This is a genomic window from Streptomyces sp. VTCC 41912 (assembly GCF_045799175.1).
In the GTDB taxonomy this organism is placed as follows: domain Bacteria; phylum Actinomycetota; class Actinomycetes; order Streptomycetales; family Streptomycetaceae; genus Streptomyces; species Streptomyces albulus_C.
Genome location: NZ_JBJMAB010000011.1, coordinates 106124 through 130438 on the forward strand (window position 1 = coordinate 106124; position 24315 = coordinate 130438).

Annotated in this window: 18 protein-coding genes and 1 tRNA gene; 12 read left to right on the forward strand and 7 right to left on the reverse strand. The window is 72.4% G+C overall.

The genetic code is table 11. From position 1 onward, the window contains the following. The first annotated feature begins 91 nt into the window (after nucleotides 1-91). Both ACJ6WD_RS18360 and hrpB read left to right on the forward strand, forming a co-directional pair. A complete protein-coding gene (locus ACJ6WD_RS18360; protein WP_016575407.1) occupies nucleotides 92-925 on the forward strand; it encodes a class I SAM-dependent methyltransferase in 834 nt (277 codons plus the stop codon). Nucleotides 926-990: 65 nt separating this feature from the next. Further along, a complete protein-coding gene (gene hrpB, locus ACJ6WD_RS18365) occupies nucleotides 991-3582 on the forward strand; it encodes an ATP-dependent helicase HrpB (RefSeq protein ID WP_407616192.1) in 2592 nt (863 codons plus the stop codon). A gap of 144 nt (nucleotides 3583-3726) precedes the next feature. On the opposite strand, the gene ACJ6WD_RS18370 is transcribed toward hrpB, so the two are convergent. From ACJ6WD_RS18370 to ACJ6WD_RS18380, 3 genes are all read right to left on the reverse strand, one after another. Further along, nucleotides 3727-4722, reverse strand: a complete 996-nt coding sequence (locus tag ACJ6WD_RS18370; protein WP_407616193.1) for a DUF3068 domain-containing protein — start codon at nucleotides 4720-4722, stop codon at nucleotides 3727-3729. Nucleotides 4723-4794: 72 nt separating this feature from the next. After that, a complete protein-coding gene (locus tag ACJ6WD_RS18375) occupies nucleotides 4795-4929 on the reverse strand; it encodes an SPW_0924 family protein (RefSeq protein WP_103377210.1) in 135 nt (44 codons plus the stop codon). Nucleotides 4930-5088: 159 nt separating this feature from the next. Continuing rightward, a complete protein-coding gene (locus ACJ6WD_RS18380) occupies nucleotides 5089-6957 on the reverse strand; it encodes a lytic transglycosylase (RefSeq protein ID WP_407616194.1) in 1869 nt (622 codons plus the stop codon). Between the two features lie 178 nt (nucleotides 6958-7135). On the opposite strand from ACJ6WD_RS18380, the gene ACJ6WD_RS18385 reads away from it, so the two are divergent. After that, a complete protein-coding gene (locus tag ACJ6WD_RS18385) occupies nucleotides 7136-8020 on the forward strand; it encodes a DUF4184 family protein (protein ID WP_407616195.1) in 885 nt (294 codons plus the stop codon). Between the two features lie 55 nt (nucleotides 8021-8075). Here ACJ6WD_RS18385 and polA read toward each other — a convergent pair whose 3' ends face one another. Then, nucleotides 8076-10790, reverse strand: a complete 2715-nt coding sequence (gene polA / locus ACJ6WD_RS18390; protein WP_407616196.1) for a DNA polymerase I — start codon at nucleotides 10788-10790, stop codon at nucleotides 8076-8078. A gap of 255 nt (nucleotides 10791-11045) precedes the next feature. Here polA and ACJ6WD_RS18395 point away from each other — a divergent pair, with 255 nt between their 5' ends. The 7 genes from ACJ6WD_RS18395 to ACJ6WD_RS18425 all read left to right on the forward strand — a co-directional run bounded on the left by ACJ6WD_RS18395 (nucleotide 11046) and on the right by ACJ6WD_RS18425 (nucleotide 20063). Then, on the forward strand, nucleotides 11046-13331 hold the full coding sequence (locus ACJ6WD_RS18395; RefSeq protein WP_407616197.1) for an FdhF/YdeP family oxidoreductase: 2286 nt from the start codon (nucleotides 11046-11048) through the stop codon (nucleotides 13329-13331). A gap of 135 nt (nucleotides 13332-13466) precedes the next feature. Continuing rightward, nucleotides 13467-13940, forward strand: coding sequence for a PaaI family thioesterase (locus ACJ6WD_RS18400; RefSeq protein ID WP_016571173.1), 474 nt, complete (start codon nucleotides 13467-13469; stop codon nucleotides 13938-13940). Nucleotides 13941-14411: 471 nt separating this feature from the next. Continuing rightward, entirely contained in the window at nucleotides 14412-15632 is a 1221-nt protein-coding gene (locus tag ACJ6WD_RS18405) for a branched-chain amino acid ABC transporter substrate-binding protein (RefSeq protein WP_233658355.1), read from the forward strand. Nucleotides 15633-15738: 106 nt separating this feature from the next. Beyond that, nucleotides 15739-16668 carry a branched-chain amino acid ABC transporter permease gene (locus tag ACJ6WD_RS18410; protein WP_376441752.1) on the forward strand — a complete coding sequence of 310 codons (930 nt, stop codon included), beginning with the start codon at nucleotides 15739-15741 and terminating at the stop codon, nucleotides 16666-16668. Nucleotides 16669-16673: 5 nt separating this feature from the next. Continuing rightward, nucleotides 16674-18488, forward strand: coding sequence for a branched-chain amino acid ABC transporter permease (locus tag ACJ6WD_RS18415; RefSeq protein WP_407616198.1), 1815 nt, complete (start codon nucleotides 16674-16676; stop codon nucleotides 18486-18488). A 4-nt stretch (nucleotides 18489-18492) separates the two neighbouring features. Continuing rightward, the gene (locus tag ACJ6WD_RS18420; protein ID WP_376441758.1) at nucleotides 18493-19350 is read left to right on the forward strand and encodes an ABC transporter ATP-binding protein; all 858 of its coding nucleotides are present in this window, start codon (nucleotides 18493-18495) and stop codon (nucleotides 19348-19350) included. Next, complete coding sequence (locus tag ACJ6WD_RS18425; protein ID WP_233658177.1) at nucleotides 19347-20063, forward strand: ABC transporter ATP-binding protein; 717 nt, start codon at nucleotides 19347-19349, stop codon at nucleotides 20061-20063. Before ACJ6WD_RS18420 ends, ACJ6WD_RS18425 begins: the two co-directional genes overlap by 4 nt. Before the next feature lie 95 nt (nucleotides 20064-20158). Here ACJ6WD_RS18425 and ACJ6WD_RS18430 read toward each other — a convergent pair whose 3' ends face one another. Continuing rightward, nucleotides 20159-20848, reverse strand: coding sequence for an ANTAR domain-containing response regulator (locus ACJ6WD_RS18430; protein WP_376554435.1), 690 nt, complete (start codon nucleotides 20846-20848; stop codon nucleotides 20159-20161). A gap of 90 nt (nucleotides 20849-20938) precedes the next feature. On the opposite strand from ACJ6WD_RS18430, the gene ACJ6WD_RS18435 reads away from it, so the two are divergent. Then, a tRNA-Leu gene (locus tag ACJ6WD_RS18435) sits at nucleotides 20939-21021 on the forward strand. A gap of 85 nt (nucleotides 21022-21106) precedes the next feature. Continuing rightward, the gene (locus tag ACJ6WD_RS18440; protein ID WP_407616199.1) at nucleotides 21107-21895 is read left to right on the forward strand and encodes a helix-turn-helix domain-containing protein; all 789 of its coding nucleotides are present in this window, start codon (nucleotides 21107-21109) and stop codon (nucleotides 21893-21895) included. Between the two features lie 70 nt (nucleotides 21896-21965). Here the strand turns inward: ACJ6WD_RS18440 and pyk are convergent, their stop codons facing one another. Further along, nucleotides 21966-23408: a pyruvate kinase gene (gene pyk, locus ACJ6WD_RS18445; RefSeq protein WP_233658175.1), complete on the reverse strand. Its 1443-nt coding sequence runs from the start codon at nucleotides 23406-23408 to the stop codon at nucleotides 21966-21968. Between the two features lie 145 nt (nucleotides 23409-23553). Further along, nucleotides 23554-24300 carry an SIMPL domain-containing protein gene (locus ACJ6WD_RS18450; protein WP_407616200.1) on the reverse strand — a complete coding sequence of 249 codons (747 nt, stop codon included), beginning with the start codon at nucleotides 24298-24300 and terminating at the stop codon, nucleotides 23554-23556. Between the last annotated feature and the right edge of the window lie 15 nt (nucleotides 24301-24315).

Sequence of the window (24315 nt, forward strand, 5' to 3'; positions counted from 1 at the left end):
TATAACCGGCGCACGCGATGTTCCGCGAGGTCGTACGACCTCACAGTCCCCCGCTGCGACAAGCACAGCGAAGACTACGACGACGGGCGCGATGAGCCAATACGCGAAGGACGACGAGCCGGAGGCGACCCGCCGTGACGCCTCGGACGCCGAGAGCAGCCGGGCCAGCCGAGGCTGGTGGGACCGCAATGCGGACGACTACCAACGGGAACACGGCGGCTTCCTCGGGGACGACCGTTTCGTGTGGGGCCCGGAGGGGCTCGACGAAGCGGACGCCGCGCTGCTGGGGCCGGCCGCGGAGCTGAAGGGCCGGCGGGTCCTGGAGATCGGCGCCGGGGCGGCGCAGTGCTCGCGCTGGTTGGCGGCGCAGGGGGCACTGCCGGTGGCGCTGGACCTCTCCCACCGGCAGCTCCAGCACGCACTGCGGATCGCCGGCGACGACACCGGCGGCCCGCTCGACCTCGTGCAGGCGGACGCGGGCGCGCTGCCGTTCCGCGACGGCAGCTTCGACCTCGCGTGCTCCGCCTACGGGGCGCTGCCCTTCGTCGCCGATCCGGTGCGGGTGCTGCGCGAGGTCCGGCGGGTGCTGCGGCCGGGCGGGCGGTTCGTGTTCTCGGTGACCCATCCGATCCGCTGGGCGTTCCCCGACGAGCCGGGGCCGGAGGGCCTGTCGGTGGCGGCCTCCTACTTCGACCGCACGCCCTACGTCGAGCAGGGCGACGACGGGCGGGCGGTGTACGTGGAGCACCACCGCACGGTCGGTGACCGGGTGCGGGACGTGGTGGCCGCCGGCTTCCGGCTGGTGGACCTCGTCGAACCGGAGTGGCCGGACTGGAACGCCCAGGAGTGGGGCGGCTGGTCGCCGCTGCGCGGGCACCTGATTCCGGGGACGGCGATCTTCGTCTGCACGGCGGACGGGGCGTAGGGCCCGGGGCGGAGCGCGGTGGGGCGGGCGGCCGGCGCGGTCCGGCCGGGCGGCAGACTGGAACGGTGAGCCTCCCCCCTTCTCCGGCCGCGGGCACGCCCGGTGCCGCCCTCGCCCAGCTGCCCGTCCGCAGTGCGCTGCCCGCGCTGCGCAGCGCCCTCGACACCGCCGGTGCCGCGGTGCTGTGCGCGCCGCCCGGCACCGGCAAGACGACCCTGGTGCCGCTGGAGCTCGCGGGGCTGACCGGTGCGGGGCCGCGGCGGCGGGTCCTCGTCGCCGAGCCGCGCCGGATCGCGGCCCGCGCCGCGGCCCGGCGGATGGCGTGGCTGCTGGGCGAGCGGGTGGGCGACCGCGTCGGCTTCACGGTGCGCGGGGAGCGGCGGGTCGGGCCCCGCACGGCGGTGGAAGTGGTGACCACCGGGGTGCTGCTGCAACGGCTGCAGCGCGATCCGGAGCTGGCCGGGGTGGACGTCGTGGTGTTGGACGAGTGTCACGAGCGGCATCTGGACGCCGACACCTGTGCGGCCTTCCTCCTCGACGTCCGGGCGACGCTGCGTCCGGAGTTGCAGCTGCTGGCCGCCTCCGCGACGACCGACGCCCAGGGATGGGCGCGGCTGCTGGGCGGCGACGGGGAGCCGGCTCCCGTGGTGGCGGCTGACGGGGTCTCGTACCCGGTGGACGTCGTGTGGACGCCGCCGGAGCGGCCGGTCGCGCCGGCGCACGGGATGCGGGTGGATCCGGCGCTGCTGGCGCACGTCGCCGCCGTGGTGCGGCGGGCGCTGCGCGAGCAGACCGGTGACGTGCTGTGCTTCCTGCCCGGCGTCGGGGAGATCGGGCGGGTCGCGGGGCAGCTGGCCGGGGTGGACGCCGAGGTGCTGCAGGTGCACGGGCGGGCGCCGGCCGAGGTGCAGGACGCGGTGCTGGCCGGTGGGGACGGGGTGCGTCGGGTGGTGCTGGCGACCTCCGTGGCGGAGTCGAGCCTGACCGTGCCGGGTGTCCGGACCGTGGTGGACAGCGGGCTGGCGCGGGTGCCACGGCGGGACCATGCGCGCGGGCTCAGCGCGCTGGCGACCGTACGGGCCTCGCGGGCGGCCGGGCGGCAGCGGGCCGGACGGGCCGGGCGGCAGGGGCCCGGGGTGGTCTACCGCTGCTGGGCCGAGGCGGAGGACGGGCGGCTGCCGCGCTTCCCGGACCCGGAGATCAAGGTCGCCGACCTGACGGCGTTCGCCCTCCAGGTGGCCTGTTGGGGCGATCCGACGGCGAGCGGGCTGGCGCTGCTCGACGCGCCGCCGGGCGGGGCGCTGGCCGCGGCCCAGGAGGTGCTGGCGGCGATCGGCGCGGTGGACGGCGCGGGCCGGTCGACCGGACGGGGCGTGCGGATGGCGCGGCTCGGACTGCACCCGCGGTTGGCCCGGGCCCTGGTGGACGGCGGGGCCGAGGTCGGCACACGGCGCGCGGCGGAGGTGGTGGCGCTGCTCAGCGAGGAACCGCCGCGGTCCTACGGGGACGACTTGGCCGCCGCGTGGCGCACCGCGCGCCGGGGCGGTGACGCCTACGCGGCACGCTGGCGACAGGAGGCGCGGCGGCTCGCGACGGCGGACGGGGGCCCCGCGCGGGAGGACGGCGGGCGTCCGCAGCCGGCCGCCGGGGGCACCGGGTCCGACGACGCGGTGGCGGGGCTGATCGCGGCGCTGGCCTTCCCCGAGCGGGTGGCCCGGGCGCGCGGCGCCGGCGGCTACCTGATGGCGTCCGGGACCGGCGCCGATCTGGCCGGGGGCCGGGACGGGGACGGGTCGCGGCTGCGGGACGCGCCGTGGCTGGCGGTCGCGGTGGCGGACCGGCCGGTCACCGCGGCGTCCGCGCGGATCCGGCTCGCGGCGGTGATCGACGAGGAGACCGCCCGCACCGCGGCGGGGGCGCTGTACGCCGCCGGGGAGGAGGTGCACTGGGCGGACGGGGAGGTGGTGGCCCGGCAGGTGTCCCGGCTGGGCGCGATCGAGTTGACGGCCCGGCCACTGACCGCGCCGGATCCGGCGCTGTTGCGGGACGCGGTCGTCGACGGCCTGCGGCGGGAGGGGCTCGGGCTGCTGCGGTGGACACCCGGGGCGATCGCGGTGCGGGAGCGGATGGCCTTCCTGCACCGGGAGTTGGGCGCCCCGTGGCCGGACGTGTCGGACGCGGCGCTGCTGGAGCGCGTCGAGGACTGGCTGGGGCCGGAGTTGGGGCGGGCGCGGCGGCGGGCCGACCTGGGACGGGTGGACGCGGGCCAGGCGCTGCCCCGGCTGCTGCCGTGGGCGACCGGGGAGGCGGTGCGCTTCGAGGAGCTGGCGCCGGAGCGGATCGAGGTGCCGAGCGGGTCCCGGATCCGCGTGGACTACGAGGGCGAGCAGCCCGTACTGGCCGTCAAGTTGCAGGAGTTGTTCGGACTGCGGGAGTCGCCGCGGGTGGCGGGCGGGCGGGTGCCGGTGTTGGTGCACCTGCTCTCCCCGGCCGGTCGGGCGGCGGCGGTCACGGCGGACCTGGCCTCCTTCTGGCGGGACGGTTACCGGTCCGTCCGGGCGGAGTTGCGCGGCCGCTACCCCAAGCACCCCTGGCCGGAGGACCCGTCGACGGCCGAGGCGACCCGGCACACCTCGGCGCGGCTGCGGCGGGGGTGACGGCCCGCCGGGCGGGGCGGTCCCGCTGCACGGCGGACGGTCTCGCGCGGCGCGCCCTCCCAGGGCCGCGGGGTGCGTCAACTCCCGTGCGCGGCACGGCTTTCGGGGGCGGTGCGGTCGGTTCGTCGGCGTCATGTCTCCACGCTACGGCGCACCGCTGACAACGCCCTCGGCCGCCGGTGGCGCGGGGGCGGGGCGGGGCCGTCGGCCGCGGGCCTCCAGGTGCAGGCTGAGGGCGAGGAGGATCGCGCCGAGGCCCAGGAACCCCCAGGGGAGGTAGCTGGTGAGCAGCAGGACGAGGGTGCGTTGGGACGTGACGAGGGCCAGCGTGGAGTCGACGTAGTCGGCGCGCATCTTGACGTGACCGGCGAAGGCGGTGACCTTCCCGCCGCCGGGCAGCAGTTGGCCGCCGCGCAGCTCCTCCTTGTGGATCTCCTCGCCGTTGACCGGGGCTCCGGTGACCGGGTCGACCCAGAACATCCGCGTGGTGGAGTACCAGCGGGTGGTGCCCATCTTCTCGACGGCCTGCGGGGTGATCCCCTTGACCGGCATCTTCTTGGGGAGTGGGACCTTGGTCCAGGGGATGGTCTGCTCGAAGTAGTAGACCTCCAGGCCGTGGAAGGTCCGGGTGCCCTTGTAGTGGATGGGGGCGGAGGTGCGGGTCTGCGGGTCGAAGTAGGAGTAGTCGCGCTTCTCGGTGAGGAACGGCCACTTGTACTCAATGCCGGACCGGCGCACGGGGTCGCCGTCGACCATCTCGCCGGCGGCGTGGACCGGGTCCTGGGAGTGCGCGTCGAAGATGTAGCGCTCGGGGATCTCGGAGACCATCTTGCCGTCGGGGCCGGCCACGTAGGAGAGCGCGTTCCAGACCACGACGTCGCGGCCGGTGCTGCGTTCGATCCGGTGGGCCTCGGCGACGTCGCCCTTGAGGGTCTGCACGATGGTGACCTCGGGAACCCGCCGGGCCTTCATGGTGCCGTAGTCGAGGAGGGTGGCGGGCCGGGCCTGGAGCACCATGTCCTGGTACTGGCTGGGCGGGATCTTGGCGAGGCGGGGGAAGGCGTACCACCGCATCAGCGGGGACAGGGCGGTGAAGAAGGCGGCGAGGCCGAGCAGGACGAGGCTCGCGGTGCGGCGCATCCCTCTCGGCGGCTTTGACGGGTGCGCCCCTTTGCCGGGCGGGGTTCGGCGCATGGCGGTGGCGGCCCTCCCTCAGGGGTGTGCGGGGACGGTGGTCAACAGCGGTTTGGGGGAGGTGCGGCCCTCGGGGGCGCCGATGGCGGTGACGGTGAAGATGAGGGCGAGCGCCGCGGCCAGGCCGACCGCGGCTGCTATCAGGGCGCGCATGGCCGTCCTCCCGGAGAACTGAACTGATGCTGCGTCAGGGCGGGGGCACGGTAGCAACGGGCGGTCGAGATGAGAACACGTTTCACCGCCACCGCCGCCCCGCCCGGTGAACGGGCGGGGCGGCGGTGGCGGTGGTGGTGGTGCGGCCGGGCCGGTCCGTCAGGAGGCGGCGGCCGGTGCCGTGACGGTGAGGGTGACGGTCAGCACGGCGCCGTCTGCGGTGGTCAGCCGGAGGCGGAAGGTGCCGGCGTGGGCGTCGGTGTAGATCTTCGGGAGGGTGAGCAGGCCGTCCGCGTCGGTGGTGAGGCCGGTGCGGGTGCGGACCGGCTTGTCCTTGTCGGCGCCGGTGGCCTTGGGGTCCTTGAAGTAGGGGCCGCGGTCGTTCTCGACCGGCTTCTTCGGGTCGTCGGTGATCAGGGTCGCGGTGACCGCGACCCCGGCCGCGGCCTTGCCCTGGTAGGTGGCCTTGATCCGGACGGCGTCGTCGGCGTACGCGCCGCCGGCCGCGGTGGTGAGCGCCTCGTCGGAGGTCCGGGCGAGCGCGTCGGCCTTCGGCGCGGGCTTGGCGGTGACGGTGCCGGCGAAGTCGACGGGGCGCACGGTGCGGTCGACGGCGGTGGCGCGGACGGTGAACGGACCGGCCGTGTCACCGGCGTGCAGCGTCGGGGCGGTGGCCAGGCCGTCCTTGTCGGTGGTCACGGTGACCTCGGTGGTGCCGTCGGGGAGGGGGGTGCCCCCGGCCCGAACGAAGCCGAGACCCCGCGGGAGGGCGCCGGTGAGGGCGAAGCGGATCTTCGCGCCGGCCATCGGCTTGCCGTCGGCGTCCTTGGCGCGGATCCGGGGCGCGGTGGCGAAGTCGGTGCCCACGGTGGCGGTGAGGGCCTTGCCATCCTTGTCGCCGACGGCTTCGAGGGCGGTGAGCGGGGCGGGCTTCGCGGGCGGCTTCGGGGTGGGCGCCGGCTTCGGATCCGGGTCCGGGGCCGGCTTCGGGGCGGGCGCGGGGGTGCCGGTGCCGCCGCCGTGGGTGGGGCCGGTGGAGCCGTGGGGTGCGGACGGACCGCCCGGGACGGCCGGCTCGTCGGGCTTCGTCCGGCCGGCCGTGCCGCCCGGGGCAGTCGGGGTGGTCTTCGCGCCGCCGCGGTCGCCCTTCGCCGTGCCGCCATCGTTGTGGGCGGTGCCGCCGCCGCGGTGTACGGGCAGCGGGCCCTTGCCGTCCGGGACCTCGAAGGTGCCCTTCTGGTAGAAGCCGTACCAGGACAGCACCAGTTGCAGGTACTCGCGGGAGTCGTTGTAGCCGAGGACGGCTCGGTCCAGGTCGGCCTGGACCGACAGGTCGCGGCCGTTGGCGCAGAGGTAGCGGCCGGCGGCGAGGGTGGCGTCGAAGACGTTGTTGGGGTCCTTGACGCCGTCGCCGTTGCCGTCGGCGCCCCAGCCCGTGCCGCCCGGGCCCCCTTGCGACCAGGTGGAGGGGATGAACTGCATCGGCCCGACGGCCCGGTCGTGGGTGGAGTCGCCGTCGTAGCGACCGTGGTCGGTGTCGGGTATCAGGGCGAAGCCGTTGCCGTTGAGCTGGGGGCCGAGGATCGGCTGGAGCGTGGTGCCCGCCGCGTCGACGGCGCCGCCCCGGGCATGGCCGGACTCCACCTCGCCGATGCCGGCGAGCAGTTGCCAGGGCAGCCGGCAGCCGGGGGCGGAGGCGCGGAGGTCGGCCTCGGCCTTCTTGTAGGCGGCCAGGACGGTGGCCGGAATGCCGGCCTGGGACGGCCCGTGCACGGGAGTGCCGGTGCCGCCGGGCTGGCCGGAACTGTGCGGTGGGGTGGGGGTCTTACGGGGTGGCGCGTCGGTGAAGAACGACGAGCCGCCGTCGATGGGGGTGCCCGCGGGTGGCGCGGGGCTGCGGTCGGCGCGACCGGCCGGGCGGTCCGCGGCACCGGGCGCCTGGGAGGCGGTCAGCGCGGCCAGCGCCGCCGCTGCCACCGCCGTCGAGGCCGCTCCCCTGTGAAGGCGCCGCCGGAATGTGGCTGCCATACCTGGTGTCCCCTCCGTCTCGACTGCCGCGCGCGGCGCCGGTTTCCCCGGCACTTCGTGCGTGCCGCCGTAGGGCGCTCCCCAGCGCCTCAACTGCGGCGACACTACGGCAACTCGGGCCGCACAGCCACTACTCCCATCGGCCACATAATGAACCGAATCGATCGAGGAGGGGCAGATGCCGTTCACCCTGAGCCATGCCGCCGCGGTCCTGCCGCTCGTCCGTCGAACCGGCGCGGCGCGCGGTCCCCTGGTCGCCTCGGCGCTGGTCGCCGGCTCGTTCGCCCCGGATGTGACGTACTACGCCGGCACCGTGGTTCCCGGCGGTATGGCGTTCGGCGCGGCCACCCACGCCCCGGTCGGGGTGGTGACGGTGGACGTGCTGCTCACCGCGGTGTTGGTCGGCGGTTGGCTGCTGGTGCGCGCGCCGCTGCTGGCGCTGCTGCCGCCGGGCGGGTGGGAGCGGCTCGGGGCGTTCGTCGGGGGCGGGGTGCGGCGGCCGCGGCCGCTGCGCGAACGGGCGGCGCTGGTGGGGTGGTTCGCGGTGTCGGCGGTGCTCGGCTCGGCGTCCCACGTGGTGTGGGACGCCTTCACCCATCCCGGCCGCTGGGGCACCCGGCTGGTCCCCGCGCTCAACACGGTGGTGGGCGACCGTCCGCTGGCCATGTACGTGCAGTACGGGACCTCGGCGCTGGCGCTGGTGGGGATCGGGTGGTTCCTGTGGACGGCGCTGCGGCGGCGCCCCGCGGCAGGTGCGGGCGGCACGGGGCGCGCGGCTCCCGAACTGTCGCTGCGACTGCGGCTGTTGCTCGCCGCCCCGGTCGTCCTGGGGGTGCTGCTGGGCGCCGGCTACCGCACGGTGCGGGCGTACGCCGTCCACGGGGCGGCGGTGGGGTGGTTCGACTACCTGCCGGACCTGCTCTTCGGGGCGGGCGCCGGGCTCGTACCGGGGCTGCTGGCCTGTGCGGCGGCGTTCCGGCTGGTGGACCGCAGGGTCCGGCTACGCGGCGCCGCGGCGGACGGGACCGCGCCCGGGCGTCCGGCGGGCGCCGGGGCCGCCTGACGCGGCGGCCCGGGACGGGGCGTACGGCGCGGGCACCGTACGCCCCGGGCGGCGGTCAGTGCGCCGCCGACTCCCAGTCCGCGCCGGAGCCGACCGAGACGTCGAGCGGGGCGCGGAGTTCGACGGCGGCGGCCATCTCCCTGCGGACCAGCTCTTCGACCGCGGCGCGCTCGCCGGGGGCCACCTCGACCACGATTTCGTCGTGGACCTGGAGCAGCATCCGGGAAGACAGCTCCGCCGCGCGCAGCGCCACGTCGACCCGCAGCATCGCGATCTTGACGATGTCGGCTGCGGTGCCCTGGATCGGGGCGTTCAGCGCCATCCGCTCGGCCATCTCGCGACGCTGGCGGTTGTCGCTGTTGAGGTCGGGCAGGTAGCGGCGGCGGCCCAGGATCGTCTCGGTGTAGCCGGTGGCGCGGGCCTCCTCGACGACCCGCTGGAGGTACTCGCGCACCCCGCCGAACCGCTCGAAGAAGGTGTCCATCAGCTTGCGGGCCTCGTCGGGTTGGATGCCCAGCTGCTGGGAGAGTCCGAACGCGGAGAGTCCGTAGGCCAGGCCGTACGACATCGCCTTGATCTTGCGGCGCATCTCCGGGTCGACCGCGGTCTTGTCGACCGAGAAGACCTGCGAGGCGACGGTGGTGTGGAGGTCCTCGCCGGAGGTGAACGCCTCGATCAGGCCCTCGTCCTCGGAGAGGTGCGCCATCACCCGCAGCTCGATCTGGCTGTAGTCGGCGGTCAGCAGCGACTCGAAGCCCTCGCCGACGACGAAGCCGCGGCGGATCGCCCGGCCCTCGTCCGTCCGCACCGGGATGTTCTGCAGGTTGGGGTCGGTGGAGGACAGGCGGCCGGTGGCGGCGACGGTCTGGTTGAAGGTGGTGTGGATCCGGCCGTCCGCGGCGATGGTCTTGATCAGGCCCTCGACCGTGGTGCGCAGCTTGGCCTGCTCCCGGTGCCGGAGCATGATCACCGGGAGTTCGTTGTCGGTCTGGCCGGCCAGCCAGGCCAGTGCGTCGGCGTCGGTGGTGTAGCCGGTCTTGGTCTTCTTGGTCTTGGGCAGGGCCAGCTCGCCGAAGAGGACCTCCTGGAGCTGCTTGGGCGAGCCGAGGTTGAACTCGTGGCCGGCGGCGGCGTGCGCCTCCTTGACGGCCTGCTGCACGGCGCCCGCGAACTGCTGCTCCATGCGCTCCAGCCAGCCGCGGTCGGCGGCGATGCCGGCCCGCTCCATCCGGGCGAGCAGCTCGCTGGTGGGCAGCTCGACGTCGCGCAGCAGGTCGGTGGCGCCGACCTCGGCCAGCTTCGCACCGAAGGCCGTCCCGAGGTCCAGGACCGTGCGGGCCTGCGCCATCAGGGCCTCCGCCTCGGCCTGCTCGTCCGCGCCGAACGCCAACTGCCCGTCGCCGGCGGCGGCCGGGGCGAGGTCGCGACCGAGGTACTCGATGGAGAGGGCGTCCAGCGCGAAGGAGCGGCGGCCGGGCGTGACCAGGTAGGCGGCGAGTGCGGTGTCCATGGCGACGCCGTCGATGCGCCAGCCGTGCTCGCCGAAGACCCGCATCAGGCCCTTGGCGTTGTGCATCACCTTGGGGCGGGCCGCATCGGCGCTCCAGGCGGCGAAGGCCCGCTCGTCGGCCTCGTCCAGCTGGGACGGGTCGAACCAGGCGGCCGGGCCGTGCCCGGTGGCCAGCGCCACCTCGGCGACGCTGCCGCTGCCCAGCGTCCACACGTCGACGGTGGCCACGCCCAGCGGTCCGGTGCCGTGCTCGGCCAGCCACGGGGCGAGCTGGCCGGTGCCGAGGACCGTGCCGTCCACCTCGACGCCGGCGGCCGGCTCGACCGGCTCGGCGCTCTCGGCGGCGCCCGGGTCCACGGCCAGGAGGCGGTCCCGCAGGCCCTGGTTGCGGATCTCCAGGGCGTTGAGGAAGACCTTGAGGGCCTCGCGGTCGTAGGGCGCGCGGGTCAGCTCGGCGGGGCCGCAGGACAGCTCGACGTCGCGGACCATCTCGGTCAGCCGGCGGTTGAGCTTGACCGACTCCAGGTGGTCGCGGAGGTTCTGCCCGGCCTTGCCCTTGACCTCGTCGACGCGCGCCACCAGCTCGGCGAACGAACCGAACTGGTTGATCCACTTGGTGGCGGTCTTCTCGCCGACGCCCGGGATGCCCGGGAGGTTGTCCGACGGGTCGCCGCGCAGGGCCGCGAAGTCCGGGTACTGGGCGGGGGTCAGGCCGTACTTCTCGGCGACCTTCTCCGGGGTGAAGCGCGTCAGCTCCGAGACGCCCTTGGTCGGATAGAGGACCGTGACGTCCTCGGAGACCAGCTGGAAGGAGTCGCGGTCGCCGGTGACGATGGCGACCTCGAAGCCCTGGGCGGTGGCCTGGGTGGCCAGCGTGGCGATCACGTCGTCGGCCTCGAAGCCGTCCACCGCGAAGCGCTTGACGTGCATCGCGTCGAGGAGCTCGCCGATCAGCTCGACCTGGCCCTTGAACTCGTCGGGCGTCTTGGAGCGGTTCGCCTTGTACTCGGGGAACTCCTCGGAGCGCCAGGTCTTGCGGGAGACGTCGAACGCCACCGCGAAGTGCGTGGGCGCCTCGTCACGCAGGGTGTTCGCGAGCATCGACGCGAAGCCGTAGATCGCGTTGGTCGGTTGCCCGGTCGCGGTGGTGAAATTCTCCACGGGCAGGGCGAAGAACGCCCGGTACGCCATGGAATGCCCGTCCATCAGGAGCAGGCGTGGACGGCTGCACGCCGCCTCGGTGCCGGTCGCTTCGCTCATCTTCGCTGCCTTTCCTGCCACGCCCCCGATCCTGCCACGGTCCACTGACAATCCCCGCCGCGGCGGGATCCGCCGGGCCGACGGACCGCCCCGCAGAGCGCCCGGGGCCCCTGCCGCGCCGCGCCCACCGCCGCGCGGTCCCCTTACTCGCCCCGGCCCGTCCATGACAGGATCGGAGGCGCACGAATCAGATGTGTACGGCAACGATCCGCCGCGACCCGGCGGCCCCCGGCACACGACCCCAGGGAGAGCGCCATGGCAGGCAAGCCGCCCGCTTCGGACCCGGTCCAAGACGCGCCCGAGGTCAGCGCGCCCCAGCACTCGGCGGTCGGCGTCCCGGCCATCACCCACGCGCTGAAGATCTCCCAGCAGCAGATGGGCGTGCGCCGCACCGCCCTCACCCTGCTGCGGGTCAATCAGAAGAACGGCTTCGACTGCCCCGGCTGCGCCTGGCCCGAGGGCGACAAGCGGCATGCCGCCGAATTCTGCGAGAACGGCGCCAAGGCCGTCGCCGAGGAAGCCACCCTGCGGCGGGTCACCCCCGACTTCTTCGCCGCCCACCCGGTCGCGGACCTCGCCACCCGCAGCGGCTACTGGCTCGGCCAGCAGGGCCGCCTCACCCACCCCATGTACCTCCCCGAGGGCGCCGAGCGCTACGAGCCGGTCACCTGGGAGCGCGCCTTCGACCTCATCGCCGAGGAGCTCACCGCCCTCGACTCCCCCGACGAGGCCGTCTTCTACACCTCCGGCCGGACCAGCAACGAAGCCGCCTTCCTCTACCAGCTCTTCGCCCGCGAGTTCGGCACCAACAACCTCCCCGACTGCTCCAACATGTGCCACGAGTCCTCGGGCTCGGCACTGACCGACACCCTCGGCGTCGGCAAGGGCAGCGTCCTGCTGGAGGACCTCTACAAGGCCGACCTGATCATCGTCGCCGGCCAGAACCCGGGCACCAACCACCCCCGGATGCTCAGCGCGCTGGAGAAGGCCAAGGCCGGCGGCGCCAAGATCATCTCGATCAACCCGCTGCCCGAGGCCGGCCTGGAGCGGTTCAAGAACCCCCAGACCCCGCGCGGCCTGGCCGGCGGCGGCACCGCCCTGACCGACCTCTTCCTCCAGGTGCGGCTCGGCGGCGACCAGGCCCTCTTCCGCGCCCTCAACCGGCGCATCCTGGAGACGGACGGCGCCCTCGACGAGGACTTCCTGCGCGAACACACCCACGGCTTCGAGGAGTTCGCGGCCCTGGCCCGCGCCGGCGAGGACGCCGACGACACGCTGCGCGCCACCGGCCTCACCCACGACGAGATCGAGCGCGCCCTCGCCATGGTCCTCGCCTCCGAACGCACCATCGTGTGCTGGGCGATGGGCCTGACCCAGCACAAGCACTCCGTGCCCACCATCCAGGAAGTCGTCAACTTCCTCCTGCTGCGCGGCAACATCGGCCGCCCCGGAGCCGGCGTCTGCCCCGTACGGGGACACAGCAACGTCCAGGGCGACCGCACCATGGGCATCTTCGAACGGCCCGCCCCGGCCTTCCTCGACGCCCTGGAGGAGGAGTTCGGCTTCGCCCCGCCCCGCGAGCACGGCTACGACGTCGTCCGCGCCATCCGCGCCCTGCGCGACGGACACGCGAAGGTCTTCTTCGCCATGGGCGGCAACTTCGTCTCCGCCACCCCCGACACGGACGTCACCGAGGCCGCCGTCCGCCGCGCCCGCCTCACCGTGCACGTCTCCACCAAGCTCAACCGCTCCCACGCGGTGACCGGCGCCCGCGCCCTGATCCTGCCGACCCTGGGCCGCACCGAACGCGACCGCCAGGCGAGCGGCGACCAGTTCGTGACCGTCGAGGACTCCATGGGCATGGTGCACGCCTCCCGCGGCCGCCTGGAGCCCGCCGGCCCCCGACTGCTCTCCGAGCCGGCCATCGTCGCCCGCCTCGCCCGCCGCGTCCTGGGCGACCGCAGCAGCACCCCCTGGGAGGACTTCGAGCAGGACTACGCCACGATCCGCGACCGGATCGCCCGCGTCATCCCCGGCTTCGAGGACTTCAACGCCAAGGTCGCCCACCCCGGAGGCTTCGCCCTGCCGCACGCCCCCCGGGACAGCCGCAGCTTCCCCACCGCCACCGGGAAGGCCAACTTCACCGCCGCCCCGGTGGAGTTCCCCACCGCCCCCGAAGGCCGGCTGCTCCTGCAGACGCTGCGCTCGCACGACCAGTACAACACCACCATCTACGGCCTCGACGACCGCTACCGCGGCATCAAGAACGGCCGCCGGGTCGTCCTCGTCAACCCCGACGACGCCGACCGACTGGGCTTCGCCGACGGCGCCTACGCCGACCTGGTCAGCGAGTGGACCGACGGCAGCGAACGGCGCGCCCCCGGCTTCCGGGTGGTGCACTACCCCACCGCCCGCGGCTGCGCGGCCGCCTACTACCCGGAGACCAACGTCCTGGTCCCGCTGGACCACACCGCGGACACCAGCAACACCCCCGCCTCGAAGTCGGTGGTCGTCCGGCTGGAGGCAGCGCCGGAGGGCTGAGCGCCGGGGGCGGCACGCGACCCCTGCCGCCAAGGGGCACCCCGCCACGGGTGCCCGCCCGAAGACCTGATAGGAACGGGCCCAGATCCGCGACGATCAAGGGCACGTTCGAGGGCGAGCGAAACGGAGCAGTCCATGGGTGAGCAGAGCACGACCACGTTCCCGCAGGAGATCCTCGACCAGTGGGCCGGCATCGGGGTCGACCTGCCCGCCCTGTTCTCCGCCGGACACCTGGGCGAGCGGATGAGCATCCGGGTCACCGAGGCCGGCCCCGAGCGCGTCGTCGGCACCATGCCCGTCGAGGGCAACACCCAGCCCTACGGACTGCTGCACGGCGGCGCCTCCGCGGTGCTGGCCGAGACCCTCGGCTCGGTGGGCGCGATGTTGCACGGCGGCCCGACCAAGGCGGCCGTCGGCGTCGACCTCAACTGCACCCACCACCGCGGCGTCCGCTCGGGACTGATCACCGGCGTGGCCACGCCCGTGCACCGCGGCCGGTCCACCACCACCTACGAGGTCACCCTCACCGACGAAGCCGGCAAGCGGGTCTGCAGCGCCCGCCTGACCTGCCTGCTGCGCGACGCCGACCCCGGCATGTACCGCGCCTGACGTCGGATACCGGCCAACCGGCCGGCGCCCCGACGCCGGCCGTCACGGCCCCGTCCCGGACCCCCGGGGCGGGGCCGTTCGCCGTCCCGTGACCCTGCGTGACGCGCGCGCCGGTCGGTCGCCCGGCCGAACATCCACCCCCGAGCCGCGTCCCGCGGTTCCCGGACGTCACGGCGGCGCCACCGGCCCAACTCCGCGCCAGAAGTGCGAGTTGGCCCTCCGCTCCACCGACCCACCCGGTAAGGAGCGTGACGGCAAAACGCTCATAGAAGGTCATAACAAGAGCGTCACAAGCTCGACAGCGTCAGTTCCGGCCAGCCGCGGCGCACTCTAGAGTTCACCGCCAGTCACTGCGCCGCCGGGCGCCCCGCGCACGCCCCTCGCACCGCCCCGTACGGCCCGGCGCGCGATCCGGCCAGGCGTCAGCCGTGGCCGCGGCCAAGGAAAGGACTGATCGTGCGTCACCGTTCCTTGCTCTTCCTCACCACCGCACTGACCACCGGCGCCCTCACCCTCACCGCCTGCGGATCCCGCGGCGACGGCAACGCCGCCGACGACGGGAAGACCAGCGTCGTCATCGGCCTCGACGCCCCGACCACCGGCGAACTCTCCGCCCTCGGCCTCGGCATCCGCAACTCCGCCCAACTCGCCGTCAATATCGCCAACAAGACGGGCGAGGTCAAAGGCGTCACCTTCAAGCTCGAACCCCTCGACGACAAGGCGCTGCCCAACGTCGGCCAGCAGAACGCCACCAAACTCGCCGGCGACACCGCCGTCCTCGGCATCGTCGGCCCGCTCAACTCCGGCGTCGCCCAGTCCATGCAACAGGTCTCCCAGCAAAACGGCGTCACCCTGATATCCCCCGCCAACACCACCCCCGACCTCACCCAGGGCAAGGACTGGAAGAAGAACAAGCGCACCCGCCAATTCCCCACCTACTTCCGCACCGCCACCACCGACGAGGTGCAGGGCGCCTTCGACGGCCAGTACGCCTGGGAGAAGATGAAGGCCAAGACGGCCTACGTCATCGACGACCAGAAGACCTACGGCACCGGACTGGCCTCCTCCTTCAAGGACCAGTTCACCAAACTCGGCGGCACCGTCGTCGGCACCGACCACATCAGCCCCGACGACCGCGACTTCAAGGCCGTCGTCTCCAAGGCCAAGACCGCCGCCCCCGACATGGTCTTCTACGGCGGTGAGTACCCCGCCTCCGGCCCGCTCAGCCAGCAGCTGAAGGACGGCGGCGTCACCGTCCCCCTCATGGGCGGCGACGGCATGTACAGCGCCGACTACATCAAACTCAACAAGCGGGCCCAGGGCGACTACGCGTCCTCCGTCGGCAAGCCCGTCGAACAGCTCGCCTCCGCCAAGAAGTTCATCGCCGACTACAAGGCCGCCGGCTTCAAGGAGTCCTACGAGGCGTACGGCGGCTCCACCTACGACGCCACCTGGGCCCTCATCCAGGCCGTCAAGAAGGCAGTCGCCGACAACAACGGCAAACTCCCCGACGACGCCCGCAAGAAGGTCACCGCCGCCATGAACACCGTCACCTTCGACGGCGTCACCGGCCACATCGCCTTCGACGCGTACGGCGACACCACCAACACCATGATCACCGCGTACCAGGTCGAGAAGAACGCCTGGGTCTCCCGCTTCAGCGCGGAATTCAAGAAGTTCGACAAGAGCTGACCGACCGGCACCGGCCCCCACCGGGCCGCGCCCGGCCCCTCCCCGCCCCGGCGCGGCCCCCGGCACCACGGAAACGCACACCTTCCCACCCCACGGAGGCCCTGCGGTGACCGAACTGCCGCAACAGCTGGCCAACGGACTCATCCTCGGCGCGATGTACGGCCTCATCGCGATCGGGTACACGATGGTCTACGGCATCGTCCAGCTCATCAACTTCGCCCACGGCGAGATCTTCATGGTCGGCGGATTCGGCTCCCTCACCGTCTACCTCGCCCTCCCCACCGGCACCGCCCTCACCCTCGCCCTGCCCGCCATGCTCCTCGGCGGCGTCGCGGTGTCCGTCCTCATCGCCGTCGCGGCGGAACGATTCGCCTACCGCCCGCTCCGCCGCGCCCCCCGCCTCGCCCCCCTCATCACCGCCATCGGCCTGTCCATCGCCCTGCAACAAGCCGTCTGGAAGTGGTACCCCGACGGCAAACAAGCCCGCGTCTTCCCGCAGTTCAAGGGCCACGCCCTCGACCTCCTCGGCGCCACCGTCCAGCGCGGCGACCTCTTCGTCCTCATCGCCGCCCCCCTGTGCATGACCGCCCTCGGCCTCTACGTCGCCCGCACCCGCACCGGCCGCGCCATGCAGGCGACCGCCCAAGACCCCGACACCGCCCGCCTCATGGGCATCAACACCGACCGCATCATCGTCCTCGCCTTCGCAATCGGCGCCGCCTTCGCCGGCGTCGCCGCCGTCGCCTACGGACTGCGCACCGGCGAAGTGCAGTTCCGCATGGGCTTCATCATGGGCCTCAAAGCCTTCACCGCCGCCGTCCTCGGAGGCATCGGCAACATCTACGGCGCCATGCTCGGCGGCCTCGTCCTCGGCATCGCCGAATCCCTCGCCACCGCCTACGTCGAACACCTCCCCGGCATGGCGCAGTTCGGCGGCGGCGCCTGGAAAGACGTCTGGGCCTTCGTCCTCCTCATCCTCGTACTCCTCCTGCGGCCCCAGGGCCTCCTGGGCGAACGCGTCGCGGATCGGGCGTGATACCGATGACCACCCTCCCCAACGCCGCCCCCCGGGGCCTCCTCCCCCTGCCCGCCCGCACCGCCCGCCTCACCACCGCGACCGGCGCCCTCGCCACCGCCGCCACCACCGGCCTCCCCTGGACCTGGACCCACGACTTCCCCGGCGACCTGACCTCCTACGGCTCGCCCGCCGGCCTCCAACTCGTCACCCTCACCGGCGCCCTCCTCACCCTGCTCCTCGCCGCCTCCGCCCACGGCCTCCCCGGCCTGCGCTGGCTCACCCCCGCCGGCCGCACCGCCCCCGTACTGCTCGCCGCCCTCGCCACCTCCGCCGCCACCGCCTTCACCCTCACCGCCATCGCCTTCCAACTCGGCGGCCTGGTCAACCTCGAACCCGGCGGCTACCTCGCCGGCGCCACCGCCCTCGTCACCCTCCTCGGCGCCCTCGCCCTGCCCCCCGACCACCCCACCGGTCCACCCCCCGCCAACCTCCGACACCGCCTGACCGCCGCCCTCACCCCCGGCCCCCTCAGACCGCCCGAACGCCCCCTGCCCGCCTGGGGCGAGCACCTGGCCCTCGCCGGCGCCACCGCCACCGCCCTGCTCGCCTTCACCTACGGCATCGACACCGACGACGGCGCCCCCTTCATCGGCTACCTCCTGCTCGTCGCCCTCGCCGTCCCCGCCCTCCACCGCGCCGGACTCCTCGCCCGGCTCACCGCGCTCGCCCACCGGCACCGCGGGACCGCCCTCGGCGCGGCCTTCCTCGCCGCCGCGCTCTTCCCGTTCACCCAGGACACCGACCAGTACACCCTCATCGGCGCCAACATCCTGATCTTCGCCACCGTCGCCCTGGGCCTCAACGTCGTCGTCGGACTCGCCGGACTCCTCGACCTCGGCTACGTCGCCTTCCTCGGCGTCGGCGCCTACGCGGCCGCCCTCGTCTCCGGCTCCCCCGAATCCGCCCTCGGCCTGCACTTCCCCTTCTGGGCCGCCCTGCTCACCGGCGCCGCCGCCTCACTCGTCTTCGGCGTCCTCATCGGCGCGCCCACCCTGCGCCTGCGCGGCGACTACCTCGCCATCGTCACCCTCGGCTTCGGCGAGATCTTCCGCATCGCCATGCTCAACCTCAACGGCACCACCGGCCCCGACATCACCAACGGCGCCATGGGCATCCCGAACATCCCCAACCTGGAGATCCTCGGCTTCAACTTCGGCGAACCCCACCACCTCCTCGGCCTCCCCCTCGCCCCCTACGGCAACTACTACCTGCTGATGATCCTCGTCACGGCCTTCGTCGTCCTCGTCTTCCGACGCGCCGCCGCCTCCCGCATCGGCCGCGCCTGGATCGCCATCCGCGAGGACGAGACCGCGGCCGTCGCCATGGGCATCAACAGCTTCCGCCTCCGCCTCCTCGCCTTCGCCCTCGGCGCCGCCCTCGCCGGACTCGCCGGAACCGTCCATGCACACGTAGTAACCACCGCCACCCCCGAACAATTCCAGTTCGCCGGCCCCCAACCCCCCAACTCCGCCTTCCTCCTCGCCGCCGTCATCCTCGGCGGCATGGGCACCCTCAGCGGCCCGCTCGTCGGCGCCGCCCTGCTCTTCCTCATCCCCGCCAAACTCGACTTCCTCCAGGACTACCAACTCCTCCTCTTCGGCATCGCCCTCGTCCTCCTCATGCGCTACCGCCCCGAAGGACTCGTCCCCGACCGCCGCAAGCGCCTCGAATTCCACGACACCGACCCACCCCGCGCCACGGGGGCACCCACGGACGCCGCCCGGGACGGCCTCACCGACCCCACCGGCACCCTCGGCACCCCCCAGGCAAAGGCGTGACCCCATGACCACACCCACCACCGCCCCCACCCCGGACCCCGCCGCCGACACCCTCCTCCGCGCCACCGACGTCACCATGCGCTTCGGCGGCCTCACCGCCGTCCGCGACGTCGACCTCACCGTCCGCACCGGCGAAATCGTCGGCCTCATCGGCCCCAACGGCGCCGGAAAAACCACCTTCTTCAACTGCCTCACCGGGCTCTACACCCCCACCGACGGCACCGTCAGCTACCGAGGCACCCGCCTCTCCCGCAAACCCCACCTCGTCACCCAAGCCGGCATCGCCCGCACCTTCCAGAACATCCGCCTCTTCGCCAACATGACCGTCCTGGAAAACGTCCTCGTAGGACGCCACACCCGCACCCGGGAAGGACTCTGGTCCGCACTCCTGCGCACCCCCGCCTTCACCCGCGCCGAACACCACAGCACCCAACGCGCCATGGAACTCCTCGACTTCACCGGGCTCGCCGCCAAACGCGACCACCTGGCCCGCAACCTCCCCTACGGCGAACAGCGCAAGCTCGAAATCGCCCGCGCCCTCGCCAGCGAACCCGGACTCCTCCTCCTCGACGAACCCACCGCCGGCATGAACCCCCAGGAGACCCGCGCCACCCAGGAACTCGTCCACGCCATCCGCGACCGCGGCACCGCCGTCCTCGTCATCGAACACGACATGCGGTTCATCTTCGGCCTCTGCGACCGGGTCGCCGTCCTCGTCCAGGGCCGCAAACTCACCGAAGGCACCCCCCGCACCGTCCAGGCCGACACCCGCGTCATCGCCGCCTACCTGGGCACCACGGACACCCCACCCACCGACCTCACCCCCGACACCACCGGAGACGCCACCGGAGACGCCCCATGACCCCGCTGCTCGAAGTCGAGGACCTGCACGTCGCCTACGGCAAGATCGAAGCCGTCAAGGGCATCTCCTTCACCGTCCATGCCGGCCAGGTCGTCACCCTCATCGGCACCAACGGCGCCGGCAAGACCACCACCCTGCGCACCCTCTCCGGCCTGCTCACCCCGCACACCGGAAAGATCACCTTCGACGGACGCCCACTCGACGACGTCCCCGCCCACAAGATCGTCCAACGCGGCCTCGCCCACTCCCCCGAAGGCCGCCGCCTCTTCCCCCGCCTCACCATCGCCGAGAACCTCCAACTCGGCGCCTTCCTGCGCACCGACACCGCCGGCATCGCCACCGACGTGCAACGCGTCTACGACCTCTTCCCCGTCCTCGGCGAACGCCGCCGCCAACCCGCCGGCACCCTCTCCGGCGGCGAACAACAGATGCTCGCCATGGGCCGCGCCCTGATGTCCCGCCCCAAGCTCCTCATGCTCGACGAGCCCTCCATGGGCCTCTCACCGATCATGATGCGCACCATCACGGACACCATCCGCGCGCTCCGCGACCAGGGCACCACCATCCTCCTCGTCGAACAGAACGCCCACGCCGCGCTCTCCCTCGCCGACGAGGCCCACGTCATGGAAACCGGCCGCATCGCCCTCTCCGGAACCGGCGCCCGCCTCCTGGGCGACGCCTCCGTCCGCAAGACCTACCTCGGCGAGGACTGAACGCCGCCGGCCCGCACCCGCGACCACCCCGCACACGCGAAATCGCCGGCGGCGTCCCTGAGGACACCGCCGGCGACCGACGAACCGAACCGGGCCTACTCGCCCTTGTCCTGCTCCTTCGGCTGCTCCTTGGACTGCTCCTTGGACTGCTGGCGCTCCGCCGCGTCCTGGATGACCGCCTCGGCCACCTGGTGCATCGACAGCCGGCGGTCCATCGACGTCTTCTGGATCCACCGGAACGCGGCCGGCTCCGTCAGCCCGTACTGGGTCTGGAGGATGCTCTTCGCCCGGTCAACCAGCTTCCGCGTCTCCAGCCGCTGGGTGAGGTCGACGACCTCCTTCTCCAGCGCCCGCAGCTCCGTGAACCGCGACACCGCCATCTCGATGGCCGGCACGACATCGCTCTTGCTGAACGGCTTGACCAGGTACGCCATGGCGCCCGCGTCCCGGGCCCGCTCCACCAGCTCGCGCTGCGAGAAGGCGGTCAGCATCAGGACCGGCGCGATGCTCTCCTCGGCGATCTTCTCGGCCGCCGAGATGCCGTCCAGGACCGGCATCTTCACGTCCAGGATCACCAGATCGGGGCGGTGCTCCCGGGCCAGTTCCACGGCCGTCTGACCGTCTCCGGCCTCACCGACGACGGAGTAGCCCTCTTCCTCCAGCATCTCCTTGAGGTCGAGGCGGATCAGCGCCTCGTCCTCGGCGATCACGACGCGCGTGGTCAGCGGCGGGACGTGCGACTGGTCGTCATCGGCGACGGGCTGCTGGGGCTCGGCGGCGCTCAAGGGGACTCCTCGTTCCAGGCAGGTGGTGCCCTTGCAGCCTACCTAGAGGCGGCCGCCGTCACTCACACGGTATGGTGTCTCGTGCCGCCGGCCGGGTTGGTGGAATGGCATACACGGATGTCTCAAACACATCTGCCCGAAAGGGCTTGCGGGTTCGAATCCCGCACCCGGCACTCACAGATCAAGCGGAATTTCACCTTCTCGTGAAGTTCTCCCTGAATCATTTCTTCCGCACATCCTGTCACGCACAGTGACGGTATGCGAATTCACGACACACACGTACGTCAGCAGGCAGTCGCCAGGCTCCGCGCGGGGGCGAGCAACGCAGACGTCGCCCGCGCTCTGGACGTCCCTCTCGGCACCATCGGCTACTGGCGACACATGGATCGCGCCAAACGCGGCGAGTGCCCAGGGCGCCATGACCCGCCGTGCCCTCGCTGTGACGGCCGCGAGGTCGACGAAGCGGCCTACTCCTACCTCCTGGCGCTCTACCTCGGCGACGGCCACATCATCCGTTACTCGGGGCACCGCGTGCCGAGCCTCATGATCACGTGCGACGACAACTGGCCCGGCCTCATGGACGACTGCGAGACCGCCATGCGGACGGTCTTCCCGGACAACTCGGTGTGCCGGGTGCGCAAGCAGGGCTGCCACAACGTGAAGATCTACTCCAAGCACTTACCGTGCATGTTTCCTCAGCACGGCCCCGGCAAGAAGCACGAGCGGCCGATCGCCCTCGAAGGGTGGCAGCAGGGGATCGTTCACGACCATCCCTGGGAGTTCATCCGAGGGCTCGTCCACTCCGACGGATGCCGCATCACCAACTGGACGACGCGGACGGTCGGCGGCGAGCGCAAACGCTACGCGTACCCGAGGTACTTCTTCACCAATACGTCCACCGACATATTGCGGCTCTACACCGACGCCCTGGACAGGACCGGAGTCGCCTGGAAGCACACCCGTCAGTCCCGCGCGGCGAAGACCGTCTCCGTCGCCAAGCGCGATTCCGTGGCCCTCATGGACCAACACATCGGGCCGAAGTACTGACAGGGACGGCAGTCAGGTACCTCGGCCCAGCTCTTCGTGGTGCGGTGGTGCGGTGTGTGCGGCGGGACGGTTACCGCGGCGGGTGGATGTCGTCCTCGCCGATGTGGTGGACGCGGACGAGGTTGGTGGAGCCCGGGACGCCGGGCGGGGAGCCGGCGGTGATGATGACGACGTCGCCCTTCTCGCAGCGCCCGATCTTCAGCAGCTGCTCGTCGACCTGGGCGACCATCTCGTCGGTGGAGTTGACGGTGGGGCCGAGGAAGGTCTCCACGCCCCAGGTGAGGTTGAGCTGGGAGCGGGTGGCGGGGTCGGGGGTGAAGGCGAGGAGGGGGATGGGCGAGCGGTAGCGGGAGAGGCGGCGGACGGTGTCGCCGGACTGGGTGAAGGCGACGAGGAACTTCGCGCCGAGGAAGTCACCCATCTCGGCGGCGGCGCGGGCGACGGCGCCGCCCTGGGTACGCGGCTTGCTGCGTTCGGTCAGCGGCGGGAGCCCCTTGGCGAGGATGTCCTCCTCGGCGGCCTCGACGATGCGGCTCATGGTGCGGACCGTCTCGGTGGGGTACTTGCCGACGCTGGTCTCGCCGGAGAGCATCACGGCGTCGGTGCCGTCGATGATCGCGTTGGCCACGTCGCTCGCCTCGGCCCTCGTGGGGCGGGAGTTGTCGATCATCGAGTCGAGCATCTGGGTGGCGACGATGACCGGCTTGGCGTTGCGTCGGGCGAGTTTGACGGCGCGCTTCTGGACGATCGGGACCGTTTCCAGGGGCATTTCGACGCCGAGGTCGCCGCGGGCGACCATGATGCCGTCGAAGGCGGCGACGATGTCGTCGACGTTCTCGACGGCCTGGGGCTTCTCGACCTTCGCGATGACGGGGAGGAAGCGGTTCTCCTCGCGCATGATGCGGTGGACGTCCTGGATGTCGCGGCCGCTGCGGACGAAGGAGAGGGCGATGACGTCGGCGCCGTAGCGCAGGGCCCAGCGGAGGTCGTCCTGGTCCTTCTCCGAGAGGGCGGGGACGGAGACGGCCACGCCGGGGAGGTTGAGCCCCTTGTGGTCGGAGACCATGCCGCCTTCGATGACCTTGGTGTGGACGCGGGGTCCTTCGACGGCGGTCACTTCGAGGGTGACCTTGCCGTCGTCGACGAGGATCCGCTCGCCGGGGGTGACGTCACCGGCGAGGCCGGGGTAGGTGGTGCCGCAGGTGTGCCGGTCGCCCTCGATGCCGTCCTCGACGGTGATGGTGAAGACGTCGTCGCGTTCAAGGAGTACGGGACCTTCGCGGAATCGGCCCAGGCGGATCTTCGGGCCTTGAAGGTCGGCGAGGATTCCGACGCTGCGGTGGGATTCTTCGGATGCTTTGCGGACCCGGTCGAACCGCGCTTCGTGGTCGGCGTAGGTGCCGTGGCTGAGGTTGAAGCGGGCGATGTCCATTCCGGCGTCGACGAGGGCTTTGATCTGCTCGTACGAGTCGGTGGCGGGTCCTAGTGTGCAGACGATCTTTGCTCGGCGCATGTTTCGACCCTATGACTTACCCGGCGGTAGGGAACTGTGGGGACATGACTGCTCAACGACCGCTTGGTGAAAGGCTGTTGACAAGTAATGGAATGGGCGCTCAGCCGCTCCGATGAGCAGAATTACGGCTTCGCGCGCAGTGGTCTCACAGTGCGGGACGGGTCATGGTGAAGCGTGCGTTGACGCTGGCGTAGACGGTCTGGCGCTGGGGTTCGAGGTCGAGGACGGGGCTGGCGTCGTGGCCGGCGCTGCGGGCGCCGCCGGGGGCTGCGAAGCCGTAGCCCTGTTGCTGAGGGTGGCCTTCGGCGCCGAGGTCGGCGATTTCGAGGACGGCGTCGAGGTGGGCGCCGAGGGCTTCGGCGTATTCGCGGGCGCGTTGGACGGCTTCGTGGACGGCCTGGGTGCGGGCGCTGCGGTGGGCGGGCGAGTCAGGGCGGAGGGCCCACCAGGGGCCGTCGACGCGGGTGAGTTCGAGGTCGGCGAGGCGGGTGGCGAGTTCGCCGAGGGCGGTGAAGTCGTTGAGGGTGGCGGTGACGGTGACGCGGCCCTGGTAGGCGCGGATGCGTTCGTGGCGGCCCTTGTCGGTGAGTTGGGGGGTGAGGGTGAAGCTGCCGGTTTCCAGCTTCTCGACGGCGTCGCCGTAGCTCTTGATGAGGGTGAGGGCGTGTTCGTTGCGGCGGGTGAGGTCGGTGAGGGCGGTTTTGCGGTCGGTGCCGCGGGCGGTGACGGTGACGGTGATGCGGGCGGTTTCGGGGTCGACTTCGAGGCGGGCTTCGCCGCGGACGGCGAGACGGGGAGCGTCGGGGGTGCCGTAGGGCAGGGCCGGATTGGAGGGGCTGGTGGGGCTGGTGGGGCTGGTGGGGGTGGTGGGGGTGGTGAAGTCGTCGGTCATGGGGGTGGGTGCCCT